Below are 24,830 nucleotides of genomic sequence, written 5' to 3' on the forward strand. Positions count from 1 at the left end.
CAGAGACGCCTTGCGGCAGCAAAATGAAATAATGATCGCACTCGAATAAACTGACTTGGTGAGGGAGGTCGTGGTGAGCGTGCTCTTTAACTCATTGAGCTTGGCGGCCATCGTCCTCTTCACCCGGCGTTCCGACATGCCGTCTTCGCTTTTCGGGGGGCGAGGAATTTGCCCTTTTACGAAATTGATGGATCGATCAGAAATACTCGTTTGCGGTGCAGCGATTGCGGCGCGATAAGCGCTGCATGCTTTCCCGTCCGCCTCGCTCCCCGCCGAACCTCGTTGCCACCGCTGCTGCCGGCGCCGTTGCGATGGCGGCGGCCATGGGTTTCGGGCGTTTCTCCTACACGCCGATCCTGCCCGGTATGATGAGCGGCGTGCCGCTTTCGGCGGCGGACGCTGGCTTTATCGCCTCGGCGAATTTCGTCGGTTATCTCGTCGGCGCCGTGCTTGCCGCCTATGGCTGGGCGGCGGGGCGCGAGCGGCTGGTGGCGCTGCTGGCACTGCTGGCCACCGCAATCCTGCTCGCCGCTATGGCCGCCACGGATTCCGTCGCAGCCTTTGCCGTCATCCGCTTCCTCGCCGGCCTCGCCAGCGCCTTTGCAATGGTCTTCACCTCGTCGATCGTGCTGAGCCACGGGGCTGCCCCCGGCAACGACCATGTGCAGGCGGCGCATTTCGGCGGGCCTGGGGCGGGCATCGCGCTGTCCTCGGTGATGGTGCTGCTGATCGGTCTTAACTTTCACGACGGGCCGGACGGCTGGCGCGCCGACTGGATCGGCGGGGCGCTTTATTGTGCGGCAAGCCTCGTCTTCGTCTGGTGGCTCCTGCCCTTGGCGCCGGCCCAATCGGCGCAAGCCGGAAAGGAGCCGGCCCTCGTCTGGAGCCGGCCGATGGTTCTGATCACGCTGTCCTACGGCGTGTTCGGCTTCGGCTACGTCATCACCGCGACCTTTCTCGTCACCATCGCCCGCCTGTCGGCAACCGGAGCTTTCGTCGAGTTCCTCTGCTGGTTCATCGCCGGCCTGACGGCGGCGGTGGCGCTGTTTGCCTGGAAGCCGCTGGTCAGGCCGATCGGGCTTGGCGGCGTCTATGTCGCAGCACTGCTGATCGAGGCCGCTGGCGTGCTGGCGACTGTTATGCTGCCGCCCTCGGTGGCACCGCTGATCGGCGGCGCGCTGTTCGGAGCGACCTTCCTGGCGATCACCGCTTACGGCCTGCAGATCGGCCGCAAGCTTTCGCCCGAGAGCCCGCGGCGGATCCTGGCGATGATGACGGCCGCCTTCGGTGTCGGCCAGATCGTCGGGCCGATCGTTGCCGGCTGGATCGCCGAACGCTCGGGCAGTTTCACTGTCCCGACCGTGATCGCCGCCGCCGCCCTCATCGTTTGCGCGGCACTGGTGATGCCAGTGATCAAGAAAATCGCTTAACCCGTTACATCTCCGTAACAATCGGCCGAACCCATTGCTGCTTCCTTCGAACTGCCTTAGTTTCCGGCAAAATCAGTGTTCCATGACACTCCCGAGACTCACAGTTCAGGAAAGCATAGCTCCCCGTGTTTCATTCCTTTTTTCCGCAGCCAAAAGCGTTCTTTACTTCGCTCGTCGTTTGGACCCTGATTTCCATCGCCGGCTGGTATCTCTTCGCCGCTCATCTCGGTGTATCACTCGGCTACGGACCTGTTCCGGAAGAGCAGCAACCGATCGATCTTTCGTTCTTCCTGCTGCCGGAAAACGTCTGGTTCTACAGCTATTTCTTCCTTTCAGCCGTGATTTTCTGCGGCGCCTGGCATCTGAAGGCCCTGCATCATCCCTGGAAGCTGTGGTCGATCTGGGGTTCGGCGCTGATTATCTTTGTGACCTATTTCGGCGTCCAGATCACCGTTGTGATCAACAACTGGCGCCGGCCCTTCGGCGACCTTCTGCAGAACGCATTGTCGAAACAGCCAGGCATCACCGTTGATAATTTCTACGACCTGATGTGGATTTTCTGTCAGATCGCGTTCCTCAGCATGTTCGTGTCGATCATGACTGACTTCTTCACCAGCCATTACATCTTCCGTTGGCGCACGGCGATGAACAACTTCTACATGTCGAAGTGGGAAAAGCTGCGCCATATCGAAGGCGCCTCGCAGCGCGTTCAAGAAGATACGATGCGCTTTTCTAGCACGCTCGAAGGTCTTGGCATCAGCCTCATCAACTCGGTGATGACGCTGGTTGTGTTCCTTCCGATCCTGTTGGCGCTGTCGCATTATGTGACGGAATTGCCCTTTATCGGGCCGGTGGCGAATTCGCTCTTTTGGCTGGCGCTCTTCTGGTCGGCATTCGGCACGCTGTTGCTGGCGATCGCCGGCGTCAAGCTGCCGGGGCTGAACTTCCGCAATCAGCGCGTCGAGGCGGCTTATCGCAAGGAACTCGTTTATGGCGAGGACCATGCGGAGAGGGCTCAGCCGCTGACCGTCCGCGAGCTCTTCGGCAACGTTCGCCGCAACTACTACCGCATGTATTTCCATTACATGTATTTCAATGTCGCCCGCTATTTCTACATCCAGGCCGACGCGCTCTTCGTGGTTTTCATGCTGGTGCCGACAATCGTGGCGGGCACGATCACCTACGGGATCTTCCAGCAAATCTCGACCGCGTTCGGCCAGGTCAGCAACTCGTTCCAGTATCTCGTCAATTCCTGGACGACGATCATCGAGCTTCTTTCCATCCACAAACGCCTGAAGGCCTTCGAGGCGGCAATCGACGACGAGCCGCTGCCGGAGATCGATCAGCGTTACCTGGAGCGTGAGGCGGGCGCCGTACACGCGGATGGTTGATGGGTAGGCACGTCTGGATGGGGTGTGCATGCGAGGGATTCGACGCCGGCACCACAACTCATTCCAAAAGCCTATTATAGGCCCGATGTCTGCTGCAGTTTCCTGCGTGCTTCGATCATCGGGATCGCTTCGGAATAGCTCACGCAAGCTACATCTGACCGGTGGCAGACGTCCGTGACCAGCCGGTCAAGGGCGCGCCAGTAGGCGCCGCCGTTCATTTCGACGAAGTGGAAGCCGAGTTGGAGGGGGATGCGACTGCCGGCATATTGCTTGTCGAAAGCCTCTTTGAAGGCGGAATAGGCGCGCTGCTCGAAGGCAGCGCTGTCTGCGCTGTCTTCTTCACCCTTGGAATGGCGGACGAAGAGATTGTAGTCCATGCCGATGATCGGTTTTTCGCTCGGGCCTTCGGGGATCAGCGGCAGGCCGAAGCGGATGATGCCGTCTTCCTCGACGGGCATATCAGGGCCTTTGGTGACGAGGCTCGCATCGTAGCGGAAGCCCGCCTTCTTTTCGGCGGCGATCATGTCGGCGCCCGCGGTTGCGGAGAGGTAGGGGGCGCGAAAGCCCTTGATGCCGTGATCGACCAGATCCTGCCAGCCGGCCGGCTCGTCGAGGCCGACGCTCTTCCAGGCGTTTTTCAATGTTGCGTGGAAGGTCGCGTATTCGGCCGACCAGTCGGCGGCGCTCCAGTCACGGCCGTCGAAATGGCCGCAGGCATGGCTCGATATGTCATGGCCCTCGAGATGGGCGTGCCAGATATTGCCGAGGCGTTCGCGAATTTCGTCGTCGCTCTGGGCGAAGCCGACATTGGATTTTCCGCGTTTCTGGTGCGGCGCCTGATAGGCCTTCTTCGCCGTCTCGTTCATCAGGAAGGTGCAGGAGAGGAAATAGGTGAAGTGGGCGCCGTTCTTCGCTGCCATCTCGCGGCTCTTCAGCCAGAGCGCGTTGTCGTGGGCGCCGTCGAAGGAGATGATGACCAGCTGTTTAGGCCGGTCGGCCGCCTCTGCCATGACGGGAAGAAGGAACGAGGCCGCCAGACAGGTGGAGAGGAGAGAACGAGACATGGACACCGCGACAATTTGTTCGCGGTTTCCCTCCGATAGAATTGCGGCGAAGCTGCGGTCTTGCTGGCATTTTTTCCCGCCAGCCGATAAGTCATTTAAAACGGCACGGAAGGGACGCACCAATGACTTTGCTTATCGTCGGCATCATACTTTTCCTCGGGGTGCATCTGGTGCGGGTGGTGGCCCCCGGTTTTCGCCGTTCGATGATCGCCAGCCTCGGCGAGAAGGGCTGGCGGGCGGCCTATTCGATCGCGAGCATCCTCACGCTGATCCTTTTGATCTACGGCTTCGGGCAGGCCCGGCAGGTGACCGGCATGCTCTACAGTCCTCCGGTCTGGACGGCGCATATCGCGATCACGCTGATGCTGATCGCGATGATCTGTCTCGTCGCCTCGCTGCTGCCGGCGGGGCATATCGCGACCAAGACCAAACATCCGATGGTGCTGTCGGTGAAAATCTGGGCGCTGGCGCATCTGCTCGCCAATGGCGAGACGTCGTCGGTGCTGTTGTTTGCCGCCTTCCTCGCCTGGGGCGTCATCGTGCGCATTTCGCTGAAAAGACGGCAGCGGGCGGGCGAGATCGTGCTCCGGCCGTTCGTCGCGGCCAAATATGATCTCTATGCGATCGTCATCGGCATCGTCGTCTGGGCGCTGATCATCTGGAAGCTGCACGAATGGCTGATCGGCGTTTCGCCGCTCGTCATGTAACGAATCTTTCATATCCCCCTTACAACGGCGGGAAAATGGGGTAGAAGGCCCGACAATGTGCGTCTTGCACAACGTATGGGTATTTCCGCGGCCGGAGACGAGAATGGCATTCAACGACGACAGCTTCATCCGTGAAGTCAATGAGGAACTGCGGTCCGACCAGATGAAGGGCGTCTGGCGCCGCTTCGGCCGCTATATCATCGTCGTCGCCATCCTGATCGTCGTCGGCACGGCCGGCAAGGTTCTCTACGAATATTGGGACGACAACCGCTCGTCCGGCGCCGGCGATCAGTTCCTGGCGGCGATGAAGCTTGCCGACGAGAACAAGAACGACGAGGCGCTGGCCGCCCTCGACAAGCTCGAGAAGGAAGGCCATGGCGCCTATCCGGTGCTGGCGCGGATGCGGGCCGCAACCGTCCAGGCACAGAAGGGCGACGCTGCTGCGGCGGTCGCCGCTTTCAACGAGATCGGTAAGGACAACGGCGTTCCGGCCGCCGTGCGCGATGCCGCCAAAATGCGGGCCGGCTGGCTGCTGATCGAAAACGGCTCCTACGAGCAGGTTTCGGCCGCGATCGAGGAAATGGCAGTGCCCGGCAATGCTTTCCGCCATTCGGCGCGCGAAGCGCTCGGCCTTGCTTCCTATAAGGCCGGCAACATGGCGCAGGCGCGGCAATGGTTCCAGTCGATCGTCGACGATACCGACAGCCCGCGCAACGTTTCCAATCGCGCCCATATGATGCTTGATCTCATTACCGCATCCGGCAAGGCACCCGCCGCGCAGGGCTGAGTTTTAAGGAAAAAGAATGAGTTTCACGGTCGCGATCGTCGGTCGTCCGAATGTCGGCAAGTCGACGCTTTTCAATCGCCTGGTGGGTAAGAAGCTGGCGCTCGTCGACGACACGCCGGGCGTGACCCGCGACCGCCGGCCGGGCGATGCCCGGCTGATGGGTCTGACCTTTACCATCATCGACACCGCCGGCCTCGAAGAGGCCGACGCCGAGAGCTTGCAGGGCCGGATGCGGGCGCAGACGGAAGCGGCGATCGACGAGGCCGACCTGTCGCTTTTTGTCGTCGATGCCAAAAGCGGATTGACGCCCGTCGATACGGCGCTCGCCGAAATGCTGCGCCGGCGCGGCAAGCCCGTGGTGCTCGTCGCCAACAAATCCGAAGCGCGCGGCTCCGACAGCGGCTTCTACGACGCCTATACGCTCGGCCTCGGCGAGCCGACGCCGATTTCGGCTGAACACGGACAGGGTATGATCGACCTGCGCGACGCGATCGTCGCGGCGATCGGTGAGGATCGGGCCTATCCCACCAAGGAGGATGTCGCCGTCACCAACGTCGACGTGTCCGACAGCGAGGGCGGCGATGAGGACGAAGAGCCTGCCTATGACGAGACCAAGCCGCTCAGGGTGGCGATCGTTGGCCGGCCGAATGCCGGCAAGTCGACACTGATCAACCGCTTCCTCGGCGAGGATCGGCTTTTGACCGGGCCGGAGGCGGGTATCACTCGCGATTCCATCTCGGTCGAATGGGACTGGCGTGGCCGCACCATCAAGATGTTCGATACCGCAGGCATGCGCCGCAAGGCGCGGGTCACGGAGAAGCTGGAGAAGCTTTCCGTCGCCGATGCGCTGCGCGCCATCCGTTTTGCCGAAACCGTCGTCATCGTCTTCGACGCGACGATCCCTTTTGAGAAGCAGGATCTGCAGATCGTCGATCTCGTGCTGCGCGAGGGGCGCGCGGCGGTGCTTGCCTTCAACAAGTGGGATATGATCGAAGACCGGCAGGCGGTTCTTGCGGATCTTCGCGAAAAGACCGACCGGCTGCTGCCGCAGGCGCGCGGCATTCGCGCAGTGCCGATCTCGGGCCAGACCGGCTGGGGCCTCGACAAGCTGATGCAGTCGATCATCGACACCGACAGGGTCTGGAACAAGCGCATCTCGACGGCGCGGCTGAACCGCTGGCTGGAGACGCAGCAGATCCAGCATCCGCCACCGGCCGTTTCCGGCCGCCGGATCAAGCTGAAATACATGACACAGGTCAAGGCCCGCCCGCCGGCCTTCATGATCTCCTGCACCCGCTCCGACGCGCTGCCGGAATCCTATACACGCTATCTGATCAACGGGTTGCGTGCGGATTTCGACATGCCGAGCGTGCCGATCCGGATTCATTTCCGTTCAGCCGACAATCCGTTCGAAGGTAAGAAGAGGCGGACGTAGGGTTTGGGGCGCTGGCTGGCGTCGCTACGCTTGGCACCCCCTGTGTCCTGCCGGACAGAGGGGCGTCCCAGGCACGACGGTGCTATCCCGCTCGTCTAGCGCTTAAGCTACGCTTCTATTCAGCGCCTCGCGAGCGCCACGATCTCGGCCTGTAGCCCAGTGAGGTCCATCGCTTCGCGGCCGCTGGCGGCGGCGATGCAGCCGGGGATGCCGGTAGCTTTTTCCTTGAGGCGCTTGCCTGCCTCCGTCAGATGGAGCACGACGACACGTTCGCCCTCGCGGCCGCGTTCGCGCCTGATCTAGCCGGCGCATTCCAGTCGTTTGAGCAGCGGGGTCAATGTGCTCGATTCCAAGAAGAGTCTTTCGCCGAGCCCGCCGACGGTCAGGTCATTCCGCTGCCAGAGTGCGACCATGGCCAGATATTGCGGATAGGTGAGGTCCAGCGCGTCGAGAAGCGGCTTGTAAACGCGGTTCAAGGCATGGCTTGCCGTATAGACGGCGAAGCAGATGAAATCGTCGAGCTTCAGCTGATCCTGCGGGCGCCCAGACGGGCGAGGTCAAGAAACTCGCAGCGCGGGAAGAGGACAGGGTCATCAAGGCGGGTCCGACAGGCAGCATCAAGCTGCGCATCGACCGCCTGGAACATGCCAAGGGCACACTGCCGGTCATTCTCTATTTCCATGGCGGCGGCTGGGTGCTCGGCGATGCCGAAACGCATGACTGGCTGGTGCGCGAGATCGCCAATGGCGCCGATGCAGCCATCGTCTTCGTCGATTACGAGCGCTCGCCGGAAGCACGTTATCCCATTGCCATTGAGCAGGCCTATGCTGCCACCAAATATGTCGCCGAGCATGCCAAGGAGTTCAAGGTCGACGCGTCGAGGCTCGCAGTCGCAGGCGACAGCGTCGGCGGCAATATGGCGGCGGTGGTGACGCTGCTTGCCAAAGAGCGCGACGGTCCTGCGATCGATCAGCAGGTGCTGTTCTACCCTGTTGCCGACGCCAATTTCGACAATGGTTCCTATAACCAGTTCGCCAACGGCCCGTGGCTGACCAAGGAAGCAATGAAATGGTTCTGGAACGCCTACCTGCCTGATGAGGCCAAGCGCAAGGAGCCGACGGCTTCGCCGCTGCAGGCAACGCTCGAGCAGCTGAACGGCTTGCCGCCGGCCCTTATCATCACCGATGAAAACGACGTGCTGCGCGATGAGGGCGAAGCCTATGGCCGCAAACTCAGCCAGGCCGGTGTCAAGGTCACTTCGATCCGCTACAACGGTATGATCCACGACTTCCTGCTACTGAATGCGATTGCCGCAACGCCGGCCGCGCGCAGTGCAATTGCAGTCGCCAGCGACACGCTTCGCAGCACCCTGCACAAATAAGGTCGATCAATCTCCGGATGGGAGAGGCCCGGCGGTTTCGCCGGGCTTTCTGCTTCTTGGAAGCGACTTGGCAAACTGCCAGGCCTTCTTCCATTTCGGCGTGATGACGCCGTTTGCGGCGCGGATGTTGTTGATGAACTGCAGCGTCGCCGCTTCCCAGGAATATTGCATGGCGAGCGCATGCGCCTTCTGCCGCGAAGCGGAGAGGGCGGCGAGGCAGGCGGCGCGCAGGTCCATGTCGAGCGCACCGACCTCGCTGTCTTCGCCGATGATGTCGAGCGGGCCGGTCACCGGATAGGCGGCGACCGGCACGCCCGATGCCAGTGCTTCGAGGATGGTGTTGCCGAAAGTGTCGGTGAGCGAGGGAAAGACGAAGACGTCGGCCTGGGCATAGGCCTGTGCCAGCTCCTCGCCGAACTTCACGCCGGCGAAGAAGACTTGAGGATATTGCTTTTCGAGCTCGGCACGCGCCGGGCCGTCGCCGACGACAACCTTCGAGCCCGGCAGATCGAGATCGAGGAAGGCCGGCAGGTTCTTTTCCAGCGCCACGCGGCCGACGGTCATGAAGATCGGGCGCTGCAGGCCGAAGGGTTTTTCTTCGAGCGCCATCGGGCGGAACTGCGTGGCGTCGATGCCGCGGCTCCAGGGCATGAGATTGCGGATGCCCTTTTCCGACAGCTCACGCGCAAGGCTCGGTGTCGCCACCATGCAGCCGGCGCCGCCATTGTGGAACCAGCGGACGAAAGAATAGAGCCAGCTCTTCGGGATCGGTAGGCGGGCGGCAACATATTCCGGGAACCGCGTGTGGTAGCTCGTCGAAAACGGCATACGGTTCTTCAGGCACCAGCGGCGGGCGGTCAGCCCGAGCGGCCCTTCCGTGGCGATATGCACATAGGAAGGATTATGCTTTTCGATCTCGCGGGCGATACGGCGATAACCGGCGATCGTCAGGCGGATCTCGGGATAGGTGGGGCAGGGGATACTGTTGAAGCGCTCCGGCGTCACCATCGACACCTCGACGCCCATCTTCGCCAGTTGGCGATTGGTGTTTTCGATCGAACGCACCACGCCATTGACTTGTGGGTGCCAGGCGTCGGTGACGATTACCAGCCGTTCCGGCAGTTTACCGGCGGAGGCGGCACTGGCCCAGCTCTCGCCGCTGTAAGTGTTTGCCGGACGTTGTAGCATCTTACGATTCCATCCGCGTTGCATCGATATGCCAACGCTCAACCCCAAAGCGGGGTTCCGGAAGGGCGATTCCCGCTTGCCTATTTTGAGGCATGACCATGATGGAAATATTACAGCCGCTTGCCAGAATTTTCAGGCTTTTAACAGCTCGATCGCCGCGAATATGTCAGCGGCCCGATCGGAATGGCAGAAAGAATGACGGCGCCGGTCGGGGACCGGCGCCGCTTGGGAGGTTAGGCGGCGGCGGAAGCGGAACCAGCGAGCGGAACTTCCGAGATCGTCTTCAGAACCTGCGAAGCGATCTGGTAGGGGCAGCCCTGCGAGTTCGGGCGGCGATCTTCCAGATAGCCCTTGTAGTCGTTCTTGACGAAGGAATGCGGGACGCGGATGGAGGCGCCACGGTCGGCAACGCCGTAGGAGAACTTGTTCCACGGTGCCGTTTCGTGCTTGCCGGTCAGACGCTTGTCGTTGTCAGGACCATAGACGCTGATGTGGTCCATGAGGTTCTTTTCGAACTGCGCCATCAGCGCTTCGAAATAGGCCTTGCCGCCGACTTCGCGCATGTACTTGGTCGAGAAGTTGCAGTGCATGCCCGAACCGTTCCAGTCGGTGTCGCCGAGCGGCTTGCAGTGATACTCGATGTCGATGCCGTATTTTTCGGTCAGGCGCTGCAGCAGGTAGCGTGCCATCCAGATCTGGTCGGCGGCCTTCTTGGAGCCCTTGCCGAAAATCTGGAACTCCCACTGGCCCTTGGCCACTTCGGCGTTGATGCCTTCGTGGTTGATGCCGGCAGCGAGGCAGAGGTCAAGATGCTCTTCAACGATTTCGCGCGCGACGTCGCCGACATTAGAATAGCCGACGCCGGTGTAGTAAGGGCCCTGCGGAGCGGGGTAGCCCTGCTCGGGGAAGCCGAGCGGACGGCCGTTCTGGTAGAAGAAATATTCCTGCTCGAAGCCGAACCAGGCGTCTTCGTCGTCGAGGATGGTGGCGCGGGCATTCGATGCATGCGGCGTGACGCCATCGGGCATCATGACTTCGCACATGACAAGCGCGCCGTTGGTGCGGGCCGGGTCGGGATAGATGGCGACCGGCTTCAGCACGCAATCGGAGCTGCGGCCTTCGGCCTGCATGGTCGACGAACCGTCGAAGCCCCAGAGCGGAAGCTGTTCCAGCGTCGGGAATACGTCGAATTCCTTGATCTGCGTCTTGCCACGCAGGTTCGGTACCGGAGTGTACCCATCGAGCCAAATATACTCGAGCTTATATTTTGTCATCGTGACTCTCTCAATGCGACGAAGGTGAGCAAACCCGGAGACGAGCTGGGCGCGCAAGCGCATCCGACCGCCAGGGGATGCACCTATTAAAGCATGTAGCGTGCCAGTTTGGCCTCCAGCCCAAAAAAATCGCAGACCGGGCCGCCTAGATCCATTTTTTTCTTTTGCCCAAACAGCGTTTTGGGGCGGCTTCAGCCCTTATCGTCCGGAGGTAAGCGGATTTCCGCCGCGGAACCAGATGAAAAATTCGGCGTTAGCGTGAAATGATGAAGTGTTGAACAAATAGGCGGACGCCCAAGGCGGAGTCAGCATATTGATCAATCATAATATTAATGTGCATATATATTGTGCAATTTGCATAAACTATGTGCATCATGCTACGGTCGAGTTCTTGAATGTCGATGCGCCGAACTGAATGGAGGCGATCTCATGCCCACCGGTTTCCATCGTGAATCCGCAACGATCTATCAGTTCCCCGTCAAGCCGACGCGGGCCGCCAATCGGTTCGAACGCGCGCGGCTCATGGAACGCGAGGCCGCTGAGGTGTGCGATGCGCTCGACAGCTGCTGGTATCATGACGAGGCGGTTCGCGATTCTGATCGGCCGACGAAGTCCTGATTTTTGCCTTTAACGGGGTCGGAATGCCGAGTGGCCGCTCGCGTGGCGTTCGTTCGGGATCTCGCGGGGCTCAGCCTCCGTCCAATCCCAGCTTTTCCTTTGCCACCAATGCGCCGTGTTCACTGACGACGCGGGCTGCCACGCCTGCGGCGAAGCGGGCGGCTGCGGTTTCATCCGCTGTATCCAGATAGTGTGCGAGGAAGGCGCCGTTGAAACTGTCGCCGGCGCTGGTGGTATCGACCACTTGCTCGACCTTCTGGGCCGGAACGAAACTCTCCTCGCCGGCGAAATTCAGCCTGACGCCGTCGGCGCCATTCTTGACCACGATATGGACAGCGCCCAGCGCGCGATAGCGGTGGACCGTCGCTTCGATGGAATCGTCACCGAAATGGGCGGCTTCGTCATCGAAGCTCGGCATGACGATCACTGAGGAGCGGGCGCCCTCGCTGATCGTTGCGTGCATGATGTCATAACTCGACCAGAGGCGGGGACGGATGTTCGGGTCGAACACTACGAGCTTGCCGGCGGCTTTGGCGCGGCGGATTTCGGCGAGCAGCGTCGTGGCATCCTCCTGCGGCAGAATGGCAAGGGTGATGCCGGAGAAATAGACGACATCAACGCTCTCCACCGCCTCACGCAGGCCGTCGGGATCGGCGGCGAGGCTGCGGGCGGCCGAATTGTCGCGCCAGTAACTGAAGGAGCGCTCGCCATTCTTCAGATTGATCATGTAAAGGCCGGGCGTCTTGCCCTTGATGCGGCGGATGAGGCTGGTGCCGATGCCTGCCTTGTCGATGAAGGCCACCATTTCATCCGACATGGCGTCGTCGCCGAGCGCTGTGAAATAATCGACCGACCAGTCGGGGCCAAGGCAGGCGCGGGCATACCAGGCGGTGTTGAAAGTATCGCCGGCAAAGCCCTTGCGCAGCAGGCCGTCACCCGCCTGCGACAGCTCCACCATGCATTCACCGATCGATAGAAACCGTCTGCTCACCTTGTCCTCCCGGCATTGCTCTTCATCGCTGATACGCGGAGCCGGGCGGAGTGACAAGCGTTGATCTCGCGGCACACGAAAAGCCCGCCTTTGCGAACTAAAGCGCCCCGCATCGAAATTGATTCATGCCACGCGCTTTAGCTCTTTGCTTCTATGCATGTCGTTATCCCGGAACCGCTGTACACTTCCGGGCGACATGCATTAGGCGAAGGCGGGCGCAGGAGAGGGATGCTCATTCGTGGATGGTATAGCTGCCCATCTGGCAAAGATCCTGCGTATCTTCGGTGGTGGCGAGGTTTGAGCCTTCCTCGAACTCGAAGCGCATATCGTATTTGCAGACGGTGCGGCCATCGGCAATGGTGATGTCGATGCTTTCGCCCGGATTGAGAACGTCGTCGCCGAAGACGTCTTCTTCCCAGTTGTCGACGCCGGTCGGCGCGCTGTAGAAGCGTTCCAGCACCGAATTCGTGCCGTTGGTGAGCTTGAATTTCAGATCTTCGGCATGCGCCGAAACGGCGGAGGCAGCGATGATCGCAGTCGCAACTGCGATCAATCCGGATAATTTCGATTTCATATATGCGTTCCCCAAGCCCATGATCGGGCGGGAACGAGATAACACGCGCCCCTATAAATCTTCCTTATCAGGGGATTTTAATCCCAAAATAAGTCCGCTTTTGCAGCGTTTCACGGCCTGTCCATATGATAGCAGGCGGCCTTCTGCCCGAGGCGGACTTCCTCGGTCGGCGGCATTTCGGTGCGACAGATATCGGTCGCCTTCCAGCAGCGGGGAGAGAAGACGCAGCCTTTCGGCGGGTTGAGCGGCGAGGGCGGATCGCCCTGCAGGCGGATGCGGGTGCGCAGGCGCGCCAGCTTCGGATCCGGGATCGGGGCGGCGGAAAACAGCGCCTGTGTATAGGGGTGTGCCGGATGATCGAAGACGGTGGCGCAGTCGCCTGCTTCCACCACGCGGCCGAGATAGAGCACCAGCACATCGTCCGAGATCAGCCGCACGACCGAAAGGTCGTGGCTGATGAAGATCAGCGTCAGGCCGAATTCCTTGCGCAGCTTGCGCAGAAGTGTGATCACCTGGCCCTGGATCGAAACGTCGAGAGCCGAAACCGGCTCGTCGCAGATGATGAGCTTCGGTTTGGTGACGACGGCGCGGGCGATGCCGATGCGTTGCGCCTGGCCGCCGGAGAATTCGTGCGGATAGCGGTTGATCATCTCCGGTACCAGGCCGACGGCGGTCATGATCTCGCGGACACGTTCGGTGCGCCCGGCCTTCGAAAGCTTCGGCTCGAAAACGGTGAGCGGTTCGGCGATGATGTCGCCGACTGTCATGCGCGGGTCGAGCGAGGCGATCGGATCCTGGAAGATGATCTGCATGTCGCGGCGGGCGGCGCGCATTTCCTCCTCCGAGAGGTCGAGAAGATTGCGGCCCTGCCAGAGGATCCGGCCCTTCTGCGATTTCAGCAGCCGCAGGATGGAGCGGCCGAGCGTCGATTTGCCACAGCCGGATTCGCCGACGACGCCGAGCGTGCGGCCTTCGGCGAGGTCGAAGCTGACATTGTTGACGGCGGTGAGGAAGACTGGCGGCTTGAACAAGCCCTTCGCCGGCAATTCGAACTGGGTCGTCAGGTTCTCGACCCTCAGAAGCGATCGGTCAGCCATGGTTCAGCAACTCCTCACGGCGCGGGAAGGGGTGATAACAGGCGGCGCAGTGGCGCGGGGCCAGGATTTCCAGCGGTGGCGGACGGTCGATGCAATCATCCTGGACCTGCGAACAGCGCGGCGAAAAATTGCAACCCTTCGGCAGATGCTGCAGGTTCGGCGGGCGCCCGGGGATGACGACGAGGTCGTCGACGTCCTGGTCCGGCCGCGGGATCGAGGCGTGCAGCGCCGCCGTATAAGGGTGGGCCGGATTGTCGAAGAGTTCGTCGACCGGCGCTTCCTCGACGATGCGCCCGGCATACATAACGGCGACGCGGTCGGCGAGGCCGGCGACGACACCGAGATCGTGAGTGATCATGATCAGCGCCGTGTTCATCTCCGCCGTCAGGTCGTTGAAGAGATCGAGGATCTGCGCCTGGATGGTAACGTCGAGGGCGGTCGTCGGCTCGTCGGCAATCAGCAGCTTCGGCTTGGTCAGCAGCGCCATGGCGATAACGATGCGCTGGCGCATGCCGCCGGAGAGTTCATGCGGATAGAGGTGGAAGCGCCGCGCCGGGTCGGGGATGCCGACGCGTTTCAGCATGTCGAGGGCAGCGTCGGAGGCGGCGCGCGCCGTCAGGCCGCGGTGAACCTCAAGCTGTTCCGTCAGTTGCCGGGAAATCTTCAGAGACGGATTCAAGGCGGTCATCGGATCCTGGAAGACCATGGCCATGTCCTTGCCGCGGATCTGGTCGAGCTCGCGCGGTTTCAATGCCAGCACGTCCTTGCCTTCGAGCAGCGCCTGTCCCGTCGTCCTGCCGTTCTTGGCGAGCAGGCCCATGATGCCGAGAAAGGTCTGGCTCTTGCCGGAGCCGGACTCGCCGACGATGGCGATGCGCTCGCCGCGCCGTACGGTGAGGTTCATGTTCGAGACCGCCTTCACCTCTCCGTCAGGCGTCTTGAAGGTGATCGAATAGTCCTTGAGTTCGAGAAGGATGTCTTTTTCTTGGGGCATTCTATCGATCCTTCGGGTCGAACGCGTCGCGCAGGCCGTCGCCGATGAAGAGCAGGCTGAGCAGCAGCGCCACGAGGAAGCTTGCCGGGAAGATCAAAAGCCACGGCATGCTTTCCATGGCATCGGTTCCTTCGGCGATCAGCGTGCCGAGCGAGGTCAGCGGTTCCTGCACGCCAAAGCCGAGATAGGAGAGGAAGCTTTCCGTGGCGATGATTTCGGGCACCGTCAGCGCCGCGAAAATGACCACCGGTCCGACGAGGTTCGGAATGATGTGCTTGACGATGATCTTGAACGGCCGTTGCCCGGAGGCGCGGGCCGCCTCGATGAATTCGCGATGTTTGATCGATAGCGTCTGACCGCGCACGATGCGGGCCATGGTCAGCCACTCCAGCGCGCCGATCGCGGCAAAGAGCAGGTAGACGTTGCGGCCGAAGATCACCATCAGCAGGATGACGAAGAGGATGTAGGGCAGCGCGTACATGATATCGACGAAGCGCATCATGATCGCATCCAGCCTGCCGCCGATATAGCCCGACACCGCGCCGTAAAGTACGCCGATGACGACGGAGACGACGGTGGCCGTCAGGGCCACGGCGAGCGAGACGCGGGTGCCGTAGAGCACGCGGGCGAGAAGATCGCGGCCGTTGGGGTCGGTGCCGAAATAGTGGCCGGTCTCGATCGAGGGCGGGATGCGGAAGGCCGCCCAATCCGGGTCCTCATAATTGAAGGGAATGAACCAGGGGCCGAGGAAGGCGGCGAGGATCAAGAGCGTCAGGACGGCAATCGACAGGACGGCCGCCTTGTTGCGACCGAGACGGCGCAGCGCATCCTTGGTCAGAGAGCGGCCTTCAGGTGCCAAGCCCTCCGCCTCCAGCAGCTCCTGGGCCAGCAACTCGCGTTTTGCGGGATTGAGGATCATCGGTTTCTCACTTTCGGGTCCAGCCAGGCATAGGCGATGTCGACCAGAAGGTTCAGGAACACGATCAGCACCATGTAGAAGATGACTGTGCCCAGAACCATGCCGTAATCGCGGTTCAGCGCTGCGTTGACGAAATAGCGACCGATGCCGGGCAATCCGAAGATGCTTTCGACAACAAGCGAGCCGGTGAGAAGGTAACTTGCCGCCGGTCCGAGATAGGAGACGACAGGCATCAGGGCGGGCTTCAGCGCATGGCGCATCACCGTCAGGCGCGGGCCGATGCCCTTGGCCTTGGCGGTGCGGATGAAGTTCTGGTTCATCACCTCGATCATCGAGCCGCGGGTGATGCGCGAGATGCGACCGGCATGCGGCAGGGCCAGAACGACGATCGGCAGGATCAGGTATTTGATCGAACCGTCACCCCAGCCGCCGACCGGAAACCAGGCGAGGTGGATGCCGAAGATAAGCTGCAGAATCGGCGCGATCAGAAAGTTCGGTAACACGACGCCGACCAGGATAAGGGCGCCCAGAATGTAATCCGGGGCCTTGTTCTGGTAGAGCGCCCCAAGACATCCGACGGCGACGCCGACGATGATGGCAATGAGGAAGGCAGCGGTGCCGATGGTGAAAGTGTAAGGCAGACCGATCATAATCTGCTGGGCGACGGTAAAGTCCTCACTGGCGAAGGAGGGGCCGAGATCGCCTCGCAGCAGGTCGCCGACATAGATCAGGTACTGCTGGATCAGCGGCTTATCGAGGTTGTAGTGGACGGCAAGGTTTTTCAGGATCACCGGCGGCAATGGCCTTTCGCCATCGAACGGGCCGCCGGGGGCAAGGCGCAAAACAAAAAAGCAGGCTGTGACGGCGATCCACAGAACGGGGATCGTCGATAGCAGGCGACGGAGAGCGTATTTGATCATGATCGTGGGCCGGTCCTTCCCGTAATGTGCGGGAAGGACCGTTTTCCCTTACTCTTTCATCGACAGCCAGCGGGTGCGGTGGATGTCCTGAATATTATCGACGAAGCCTTCGATCTTCGGTGAAACGACATTCTTCGAGACGTAGTAGTAGAGCGGAATGGCAGCACTATCGTCGAGAGCCAATTGTTCGGCCTTTTTGAAGATTTCAGCGCGCTTGCCGATGTCCGTTTCGGCATTTCCTTCTTTGATCAGCTTGTCGTAGTCCGGATTGCTCCAACGGCCGTAATTCATCGCGACACCTGTTGTAAGCAAGTTTAGAAAGTTATCCGGATCGTTGTAGTCGGCAATCCAGCCGGCTCGACCGATTTCCACCTGACCGCGCTGCATTTCGTCGTAATGCACTTTGGTTTCGGCATTATAGAGTTCAACTTGGACGCCGAGTGGCTTCCACATAGAGGCGATCGCGACGGCAACGCGTTTGTGGTTGTCATTGGTGTTATAACGGAGTTGCGCCTTTAGCGGATGGTCGGGGCCGAAGCCGGCTTCGGCGAGCAGCTTCTTGGCTTCTTCGACCTTGTCCTTATAGGGAAGATCTTTCCAGGAGACATAGGCCGGTTCGCCATAATTGGCGGTGCCCGGTGGAACCCAGGAATAGGCAGGCGGTTCCTGGGTGCCGAGAATTTGCGGACCGATAACTTCACGGTTGACCGCCATAGAAAGAGCCTGGCGCACGCGCTTGTCGTTGAAGGGCGGCTTCTGGGCGTTTAGGACATAGTAATAGGTGGCAAGAAACGGCGCGACATGCGCCTGGCCCGGCAGGTTTTTCTTCATCCACTCGTACTGGTCGGTCGGGAAGTCGGTCATAATGTCGAATTCGCCGGCGCGGTAACGTTTTAGCGCCGCTTCCTGATCCTCGAGCACGAAGAACTTAGCGCCGTCGATCTTCAGGTCCTTGGTGTCGTACCACTGGTCGTTCTTAACAGTCGTGACATGCGAGCCCGGCACCCATTCGACCGGCTTATAGGGGCCGTTGGTGACGATATTGCCGATCTTGACCCAATCCTGTCCCTTCGCCTCGACGACATGTTTGGGCAGCGGATAGGCGGTGTAATGCATCAGTGCATTGAGGAAATAGGGGGTCGGATTTTCGAGGGTGATCTCCAGCGTCTTGTCGTCGATCGCCTTGACGCCGAGCTGGTTGAGATCGGTGATCTCACCCTTGTTGATCTTTTCGGCATTCTTGATGGTGAACTGCAGATAGGCATAGTCGGCGGCGTTCTTCGGGTCGACGAGGCGCTGGAAGGCGAAGACGAAGTCTCCTGCCGTTACCGGCTGGCCATCGGACCACTTGATGCCGTCGCGAAGCTTGAAGGTGTAGACCTTGCCATCCGGCGAAATCGTCCAGCTTTCGGCCTGGCCGGGGACCGGATTGTCCTTGGCGTCCTCGGTGACGAGGCCTTCGAAGATATCGCCGGCGATGCGGTTTTCCCAGTCGCCCGACAGCTTCTGGGGATCGAGCGACTGCGGGTCGCCACCATTGTGAATATTGAGTGTGGCCGCATGCGCTGAAAACGCCAGCAATGTGCCAAACATTGCGGAGGCGAGAAATTTTTTCGTGAACTGGTTCATCGTGGGTTCACCTTTCTAGGCTTTGCGCCCTTATTAGACATCTGTTCCCGACATTTGACCTCTTACGTGCAGGTCAGTGCGCACCTTATCGCAAAGGAATCGCGTTGCAACCCCAAATCCGGAAGCTGGAGACGGGTTGTGGACAAGCCTATATACGTCTCCCCCTTGTCGGATCGCGACGGCATGCCGCGACATCGGCAGCACTCTCATAACGGCTTGATGTGGTTGTCTTTTGTTTCGTCCGCTTTAGTGTGGCGAGCACAAACAAGCAGGAGACGTAGCCGATGGTATTGCAGACGGGCGGGAATGCGAATTGGTGGCGCGGCGCGGTGATCTATCAGGTCTATCCGCGCTCGTTTCAGGACACCAACAGCGACGGTCTCGGCGACCTCAAGGGGATCACCCGCCGGCTGCCGCATATTGCCAGCCTCGGTGTCGACGCGATCTGGCTCTCGCCCTTCTTCAAGTCGCCGATGGCCGACATGGGTTACGACGTTTCCGATTACTGCGACGTCGATCCGATCTTTGGCACGCTTGATGATTTCGACGAGATGATGGCCGAGGCGCACAGGCTCGGCCTCAAGGTCGTCATCGACCAGGTCATCTCGCATACGTCGGACCGGCATTCCTGGTTCGTCGAAAGCCGGACGAGTCGGACCAATCCTAGGGCGGACTGGTATGTCTGGGCCGACCCGAAGCCGGATGGTACGGCGCCAAACAACTGGTTGTCGATCTTCGGCGGGCCCGGCTGGGAGTGGGACGGCGTGCGCCGGCAATATTACCAGCACAATTTCCTCACCTCACAGCCCGACCTCAATTTCCACAGCAAGGCGGTGCAGGATGCAGTGCTGGAGACCGTGAAGTTCTGGCTCGACCGCGGCGTGGACGGCTTCCGGCTGGATACGGTCAACTATTATTTCTGCGATAAGCAGATCAGAAGCAATCCGCCGCACGAGCCCGATGAGAATGATGCCGGCCTCGATGCGCCCGACAGCAACCCCTACGGCATGCAGAATCACCTCTATGACAAGACGCAGCCGGAAAACGTCGATTTCCTCAAACGCTTCCGGGGGCTGCTCGACCAGTACGAGGATCGCACGACAGTTGGCGAGGTCGGCGACGGGGCGCGTTCGCTGAAGACGGTGGCCGCCTATACGAGCGGCGGCGACAAGCTGCATATGTGCTACACGTTCGACCTGCTTGGGCCCGATTTCACCGCCGAGCATATTCGCGGCTGCGTCGAGGCTTTCCAAAAGGCGGTGACCGACGGCTGGGTCTGCTGGGCTTTTTCCAATCACGATGTCATGCGCCACGTCAGCCGCTTCGCGCTGACGGCGGAAGAGCGGCCCGTCATCGCCAAGCTGGCGATCTCGGTGCTTTCGGCGCTGCGCGGCTCGATCTGCCTCTATCAGGGCGAAGAACTCGGGCTGCCGGAGGCCGAGCTTGCCTTCGAAGATCTGCGTGATCCCTACGGCATCCGCTTCTGGCCAGCCTTCAAAGGCCGCGACGGATGCCGCACGCCGATGCCCTGGGAGGCGGGCAAGGCGCATGCGGGCTTCACCTCGGCCGAGAAGAGCTGGCTGCCAGTGCCTTACGAGCAGGCAGCACTTTCCGTGGATACGCAGGAGGGGAGTAACAGCTCGGTGCTCAATCACTACCGCAAGACGCTCGCATTCCGGAAGCAGCACCCGGCGCTGATCGACGGCGAGATGACCTTCATCGGCACCAACCAGGATCTATTGGCCTTCACGCGCGAAAAGGGCGGCGAAAGGCTGCTCTTCGTTTTCAACCTGACACGCAAACCGGCCGAATTCCGCCTGCCTGACGGCATGGCGCTCGGGGAGGCGTTCGCCATGCCCGGGTTTGAGGCGGTGGCGGGCTCAGGGTCGGTGAAGCTAGCGGCGCTGGATGGGTTTTGTGCACGGGTTTCGGCAGGCGGCGCCAGTGGCGACGGTCTAGCGAAGCTGCTCGACAAAGTATCCGATGCGGAGCCGGTCGAAGGCGATGAATTGCCGGAAGGATGGCGATAGGTGTTGAAGCCCTCGACCCGCCGCTCATTCTGCGAGGGCTCATCACCCGATCAGCGCGAACTTGTCCACATCGACCATGCCGCGATCGGATATCTTCAGGTGCGGGATGACCGGCAGCGGCAGGAAGGCGAGCTGGAGGAAGGGTTCTTCCAGCGTGGCGCCGAGTGCGAAGGCGGCCTTGCGCAGATGATGCAGCGTATCGCGGACTGTCTCGTAGGGTTCGAGGCTCATCAGGCCGGCGATGGGCAGGGCGATTTCGCCGGTGACCTTGCCGTCCTCCACCACGACGAAGCCGCCCTTGATCTCGCCGAGGCGGTTTGCGGCGTGCGCCATGTCGTCCTCGTCGACGCCGACGACGCAGATATTGTGGCTGTCATGGCCGACGGTGGAGGCGATGGCACCCTTCTTCAGGCCGAAACCCTGGACGAAGCCGTTGGCGTGGTTGCCATTCTTGCCATGGCGCTCGATGACGGCGACCTTGATGATGTCGTTGGCAAGATCGACTGATGTCTCGTTGCCCCTGACCGGCAGGCGGTAGCGGCGATGCTCGGTGATGATCTTGCCCGGCATGACGCCGATGACCGATGTTTCACCCTCTCTGGCCGGTACGCCGAAATGGGCGGCATTGACCGGCCGGGCCTTGACGCTGTCGAGGCCGATCGGGGCAACCGGCCTGCGCTTGGAAAAGAGCGCGTCGGTGACGCGGCGGCCGGCTGAGAAGACCATTTCGGCGCGGCAGCTTTCCAGGCTGTCGAGAACCACGAGATCGGCGCGCCAGCCGGGCGCCACCAGGCCACGGTCCCGCAGACCGAAGGCGCGGGCGGCCGAGATCGAAGCGGCGCGGTAGATCGCCAGGGGCTCGACACCCGCGGCGATCGCCGTGCGGATCATGTGATCGAGATGGCCCTGTTCGGTGATATCGAGCGGATTGCGGTCGTCGGTGCAGAGCGCGAGATAGGGAGAAAGCCGCTCGGTGATGATGGGGATCAGCGCCGCGAGGTCCTTGGAGACCGAGCCTTCGCGCACCAGGATATGCATGCCCTTGCGGATCTTTTCCAGCGCTTCCCTAGCAGTCGTGCACTCGTGCTCGGTGCGGATGCCGGCTGCGAGGTAGCCGTTCAGGTCGTTGCCGGAAAGCAGCGGCGCATGGCCGTCGATATGGCCGCCCTGGAAGGCGTCGAGCTTGGCCATGCAGACGGGATCCTTATGGATCACACCGGGGAAATTCATGAACTCGGCAAGGCCGATGACTTTCGGATGATGGCGGAAGGGCAGGAGGCTCTCGATCGGCAGGTCGGCGCCTGATGTTTCGAGATGAGTAGCCGGGACACAGGAGGAGAGCTGGACACGGATGTCCATGATCGTCTCGAGCGCAGATTGGAGAAAGAATTCGATACCGGCGGCGCCGAGCACATTGGCGATCTCGTGCGGATCGCAGATCGCGGTGGTGACACCATAGGGCAGGACGCAGCGATCAAATTCATGCGGCGTCACCAGCGAGGATTCGATGTGCAGATGCGTGTCGATGAAGCCCGGAACGACGATCCTGCCGGCGATATCGATCTCGGTCTCGCCCTCATAATCGCCTGAGGTGCCGACGATGCGATCGGCGCCGATGGCGATATCGGAGCGGACGATTTCGCCGGTGACGAGATCGAAGAAGCTGCCGCCCTTCAGCACGATATCGGCCGGCTCGCGGCCGACGCCCTGGTCGATCAGACGTTCGAGACTTGCGGTCATGGCATTGCTCACATTGGACGATTCCAACGTTATAACCGATCTGCGCCGACATGCGATGCCCGCCAACGAAATCGGGCGCCGATGGCGCCCGATCGTGTCTCAGCGTCGCGCTAATTCGGCAGCGACGATCTTGCCGCCTTCCCACTTGTAGAGCGAGAAGCTCTGCGAAGTCAGGTCGCCGGTTTCGCCGTAGGTGACCTTGCCGATGGCGGTCTGGATTTCCTTGCCGTCTTTCAGCGCGGCCGCGACGGCTTCCGCATCCTCGGCGCTGCCGGCCTTCTCAATGCCGGCTTTCAGCACTTCGACGGCGGCATAAGCGTTGAGCGTGAAGGCTTCTGCCGGGATGTTCTTGGCAGCGAGCGCATCGGCGGCGGCCTTGGAATCCGGGTTCTTGGTGGCGTCGGAGGCATTGGTGAACAGCGTGCCTGCCGCCGCATCCGTGCCGATCGCCCAGAATTCGGTGTTGGAGAGGCCGTCGCCGCCGATGATCGTCGCGTTGGCGGCGAGGTCATGCAGCTGGCGGGCGAGCAGACCGCCTTCCGGGTGGTAGCCGCCGAAATAGACCACATCGACCTTCTCTGATTTGACGCGGGTGGTTAGCGCGCTGAAATCCTTGTCGCCGGGGGTGATCGCGTCATTGACGACTTCGGTGACGCCACCGGCGTTCAACGTCGCCTTGAAGGCGTCGGCGAGGCCTTTGCCATAGGCGCCCTTGTCGTTGACGATGGCGATGCGCTTATCCTTGAAATTCTTCAGCACGTATTTGGCGGCGACTTCGGCCTGCTGATCGTCGCGGCCGCAGGTGCGCAGCACGTTGGTGAGACCGCGCTTGGTAAGGTCAGGAGCTGTCGCGGTCGGGGTGACCATCAGCACGCCATTTTCTGCCAGCACGTCCGAAACCGGAATGGCAACACCCGAGGTCACCGGGCCGACGACGAAGCGGATGCCGTCGCCGACAACCTTGTTGGCAGCGGAAACGCCCTGCTTCGGTTCGCCGGCATCGTCGGCCAGTTCGAGAACCACTTTCTCGCCGAGAATGCCGCCCTTCTTGTTGATCTCGTCGACGGCGGTCTGAGCGCCGTTCTTCACCTGGTCGCCATAGGCGGCGACGGGGCCGGTCAGCGGCGCAATCAGGCCGATGGTGATATCGGCATGGGCAAGCGGCGCGAAGGCAAGCGACGCAACGAGCGTCGCCGTCAGTGTCTTGAGGGTCATTATCTGTCTCCTTGGGTGGGGTCCTTCGACCCGCGATGAGGTGTCGCGCCGGTTTTTCCGATCATTCAACGGCCCTTTGAGCCGTGCCAAGGACGATCGACAAGGGCGCGATCCGTGAGCCTGCCGGCCATATTTGACTCGGGAAGGCTCATGGCGAGATTTCTAAGAATTTTGGCGGGTTTGCGCAAGTTCATAACAAAACGGAAGGGAAATCGGATCGATCCGGGCGGAAACGCGTTCGAAGGCGATCATTTTCTTCGTTTTTCGGCGATTTCCCATAAGGAAGTTGCAGAGGGCGGCGCCTCCGCCCAGACGAAACCACCTCTGTAATGGTTCTTTATCTTTCCCATTAACCGTTAGTTTGGCCCGTGGCGGTAGTATCCCCGATACCCAAAATACCGCAGCATTGAAAAAGAGACTCTTACAAATAATTAGATAAGACATCGGGAAACAGAGACTGGATGCTCAAGCGTATCGACGCCAGCCAAGTGTGTATCGGAATGTTTGTGGAGGCCGTTGAGGGCCTGTGGCAGGATCCGCTTTTGTCCAAGCGCAGATTTTCTCTGCGGCGCGAGATCGATGCCGCGAAAATTCGCAAATGCGGCACTGCCAGGGTCGTCATCAACACCAGCAAGGGGCTCGATACCAACGGCTTGCCGGCCCGCGACATCGAGATCGATATCCAGGCCGCGCGCGAAACCGTCCAGAAATCCGTGCAGGTGCTGGAAGAGGCTTTCGCGAGGCTGCGGAATGGCGATGCAATCAGTGTCGCGCATGTGGCGCCGGTGATTTCATCCGTCTCCAAGTCGATGGAGGAACATCCCTCGGTTTTCCTGAACGTCACGCGTTTGAAATCAAAAGACGAAGTGACCTTCCTCCATTCCATTTCGGTGAGCGCGCTGATGATCCTGTTCAGCCGCCATCTCGCACTCGACGAGCATACGGTCCAAATGCTCGGTACCGCGGGGTTGCTGCATGATGTCGGCAAGCTTGAAATTCCGCTTGAGGTGCTCAACAAGGCCGGGCCTCTGGAACAGGACGAGATCAGCTTGATCCGCGGCCATCCGGAGAAGGGGCACGCTTTCCTGTCGCGGCAGGAGGGCATGTCGGAGATCATTCTCGATGTCTGCCTCAATCACCATGAGCGCATCGACGGCAAGGGCTACCCGCGCAGGCTGTCCGGCAAAGAGGTGAGCCTCTACACGCGAATTGCGACAATCTGCGATGTCTATGACGCCATCACCTCGGTGCGGTCATACAAGGCGGCTTGGAGCGCGAGCGACGCACTGAAATGGATGCTCGGGAATGAAGGGCACTTCGATCGCCGGCTCCTGAAAAAATTCGCCCTCTGCCTTTCCGTCGCCTCGGTGACCTGAGGTCAACCCGTCACGGCGGCAAAAAGCCTGCGTGGGCTTGCACCCGCCGCAGGCCATGATGCGAAAAGCG

Annotated in this window: 20 protein-coding genes and 2 pseudogenes; 9 read left to right on the forward strand and 13 right to left on the reverse strand. The window is 60.9% G+C overall.

Going from position 1 to position 24,830, the window contains the following annotated elements; all coding sequences use genetic code 11:
* Positions 1–245: 245 nt before the first annotated feature.
* Both ATY29_RS04655 and sbmA read left to right on the forward strand, forming a co-directional pair.
* Positions 246–1,430: a YbfB/YjiJ family MFS transporter gene (locus ATY29_RS04655; protein ID WP_097535355.1), complete on the forward strand. Its 1,185-nt coding sequence runs from the start codon at positions 246–248 to the stop codon at positions 1,428–1,430.
* 125 nt (positions 1,431–1,555) lie between these two features.
* Complete coding sequence (gene sbmA, locus ATY29_RS04660) at positions 1,556–2,821, forward strand: peptide antibiotic transporter SbmA (protein ID WP_003565629.1); 1,266 nt, start codon at positions 1,556–1,558, stop codon at positions 2,819–2,821.
* A gap of 74 nt (positions 2,822–2,895) precedes the next feature.
* Here the strand turns inward: sbmA and ATY29_RS04665 are convergent, their stop codons facing one another.
* Positions 2,896–3,885 carry a polysaccharide deacetylase family protein gene (locus tag ATY29_RS04665; protein WP_097535358.1) on the reverse strand — a complete coding sequence of 330 codons (990 nt, stop codon included), beginning with the start codon at positions 3,883–3,885 and terminating at the stop codon, positions 2,896–2,898.
* Between the two features lie 122 nt (positions 3,886–4,007).
* Here ATY29_RS04665 and ATY29_RS04670 point away from each other — a divergent pair, with 122 nt between their 5' ends.
* The 3 genes from ATY29_RS04670 to der all read left to right on the forward strand — a co-directional run bounded on the left by ATY29_RS04670 (position 4,008) and on the right by der (position 6,814).
* Positions 4,008–4,592 (forward strand): NnrU family protein, encoded by a 585-nt coding sequence (locus ATY29_RS04670; RefSeq protein WP_003565625.1) that lies wholly within the window; start codon positions 4,008–4,010, stop codon positions 4,590–4,592.
* A gap of 103 nt (positions 4,593–4,695) precedes the next feature.
* Positions 4,696–5,379 carry a tetratricopeptide repeat protein gene (locus ATY29_RS04675; protein WP_003565623.1) on the forward strand — a complete coding sequence of 228 codons (684 nt, stop codon included), beginning with the start codon at positions 4,696–4,698 and terminating at the stop codon, positions 5,377–5,379.
* A 16-nt stretch (positions 5,380–5,395) separates the two neighbouring features.
* Positions 5,396–6,814, forward strand: a complete 1,419-nt coding sequence (gene der, locus ATY29_RS04680) for a ribosome biogenesis GTPase Der (RefSeq protein WP_097535360.1) — start codon at positions 5,396–5,398, stop codon at positions 6,812–6,814.
* A 102-nt stretch (positions 6,815–6,916) separates the two neighbouring features.
* On the opposite strand, the pseudogene ATY29_RS04685 reads toward der, so the two are convergent.
* Positions 6,917–7,341, reverse strand: a pseudogene (locus ATY29_RS04685) (MarR family winged helix-turn-helix transcriptional regulator).
* Positions 7,342–7,349: 8 nt separating this feature from the next.
* Here ATY29_RS04685 and ATY29_RS04690 point away from each other — a divergent pair.
* Positions 7,350–8,195: pseudogene (locus tag ATY29_RS04690) on the forward strand (alpha/beta hydrolase); the annotation flags it as partial.
* Between the two features lie 6 nt (positions 8,196–8,201).
* Here the strand turns inward: ATY29_RS04690 and ATY29_RS04695 are convergent.
* The gene (locus tag ATY29_RS04695) at positions 8,202–9,383 is read right to left on the reverse strand and encodes a glycosyltransferase family 4 protein (RefSeq protein ID WP_003565620.1); all 1,182 of its coding nucleotides are present in this window, start codon (positions 9,381–9,383) and stop codon (positions 8,202–8,204) included.
* A 233-nt stretch (positions 9,384–9,616) separates the two neighbouring features.
* A complete protein-coding gene (locus tag ATY29_RS04700) occupies positions 9,617–10,657 on the reverse strand; it encodes a glutamine synthetase beta-grasp domain-containing protein (protein WP_003565618.1) in 1,041 nt (346 codons plus the stop codon).
* Positions 10,658–11,086: 429 nt separating this feature from the next.
* Between ATY29_RS04700 and gstI the strand changes: the two genes are divergently transcribed.
* Positions 11,087–11,275, forward strand: a complete 189-nt coding sequence (gene gstI / locus ATY29_RS04705; protein WP_003565616.1) for a glutamine synthetase translation inhibitor GstI — start codon at positions 11,087–11,089, stop codon at positions 11,273–11,275.
* A 70-nt stretch (positions 11,276–11,345) separates the two neighbouring features.
* On the opposite strand, the gene ATY29_RS04710 is transcribed toward gstI, so the two are convergent.
* From ATY29_RS04710 to ATY29_RS04740, 7 genes are all read right to left on the reverse strand, one after another.
* Positions 11,346–12,266 carry a sugar kinase gene (locus ATY29_RS04710; protein WP_003565614.1) on the reverse strand — a complete coding sequence of 307 codons (921 nt, stop codon included), beginning with the start codon at positions 12,264–12,266 and terminating at the stop codon, positions 11,346–11,348.
* A 232-nt stretch (positions 12,267–12,498) separates the two neighbouring features.
* Entirely contained in the window at positions 12,499–12,840 is a 342-nt protein-coding gene (locus ATY29_RS04715) for a hypothetical protein (RefSeq protein ID WP_003565612.1), read from the reverse strand.
* 110 nt (positions 12,841–12,950) lie between these two features.
* Complete coding sequence (locus tag ATY29_RS04720; protein ID WP_003565610.1) at positions 12,951–13,937, reverse strand: ABC transporter ATP-binding protein; 987 nt, start codon at positions 13,935–13,937, stop codon at positions 12,951–12,953.
* Entirely contained in the window at positions 13,930–14,931 is a 1,002-nt protein-coding gene (locus ATY29_RS04725) for an ABC transporter ATP-binding protein (protein WP_097535362.1), read from the reverse strand. The genes ATY29_RS04720 and ATY29_RS04725 overlap by 8 nt, the downstream gene beginning before the upstream one ends.
* 1 nt (position 14,932) lies before the next feature.
* Positions 14,933–15,850 carry an ABC transporter permease gene (locus tag ATY29_RS04730; RefSeq protein ID WP_097535364.1) on the reverse strand — a complete coding sequence of 306 codons (918 nt, stop codon included), beginning with the start codon at positions 15,848–15,850 and terminating at the stop codon, positions 14,933–14,935.
* A complete protein-coding gene (locus tag ATY29_RS04735) occupies positions 15,847–16,770 on the reverse strand; it encodes an ABC transporter permease subunit (protein WP_003565604.1) in 924 nt (307 codons plus the stop codon). The genes ATY29_RS04730 and ATY29_RS04735 overlap by 4 nt, the downstream gene beginning before the upstream one ends.
* A 48-nt stretch (positions 16,771–16,818) precedes the next feature.
* Positions 16,819–18,399 (reverse strand): peptide ABC transporter substrate-binding protein, encoded by a 1,581-nt coding sequence (locus ATY29_RS04740; RefSeq protein WP_097535366.1) that lies wholly within the window; start codon positions 18,397–18,399, stop codon positions 16,819–16,821.
* Between the two features lie 284 nt (positions 18,400–18,683).
* Between ATY29_RS04740 and bglA the strand changes: the two genes are divergently transcribed.
* On the forward strand, positions 18,684–20,429 hold the full coding sequence (gene bglA, locus ATY29_RS04745) for a beta-galactosidase BglA (RefSeq protein ID WP_097535368.1): 1,746 nt from the start codon (positions 18,684–18,686) through the stop codon (positions 20,427–20,429).
* A gap of 42 nt (positions 20,430–20,471) precedes the next feature.
* Here bglA and ade read toward each other — a convergent pair whose 3' ends face one another.
* On the reverse strand, positions 20,472–22,169 hold the full coding sequence (gene ade / locus ATY29_RS04750; protein ID WP_097535370.1) for an adenine deaminase: 1,698 nt from the start codon (positions 22,167–22,169) through the stop codon (positions 20,472–20,474).
* Positions 22,170–22,268: 99 nt separating this feature from the next.
* Positions 22,269–23,384 (reverse strand): branched-chain amino acid ABC transporter substrate-binding protein, encoded by a 1,116-nt coding sequence (locus tag ATY29_RS04755; protein WP_097535372.1) that lies wholly within the window; start codon positions 23,382–23,384, stop codon positions 22,269–22,271.
* Positions 23,385–23,845: 461 nt separating this feature from the next.
* On the opposite strand from ATY29_RS04755, the gene ATY29_RS04760 reads away from it, so the two are divergent.
* Positions 23,846–24,760, forward strand: coding sequence for an HD-GYP domain-containing protein (locus tag ATY29_RS04760; RefSeq protein ID WP_003565594.1), 915 nt, complete (start codon positions 23,846–23,848; stop codon positions 24,758–24,760).
* The last annotated feature ends 70 nt before the right edge of the window (positions 24,761–24,830 follow it).

It is taken from the genome of Rhizobium hidalgonense (genome assembly GCF_002914525.1).
GTDB classification, from domain to species: domain Bacteria; phylum Pseudomonadota; class Alphaproteobacteria; order Rhizobiales; family Rhizobiaceae; genus Rhizobium; species Rhizobium hidalgonense.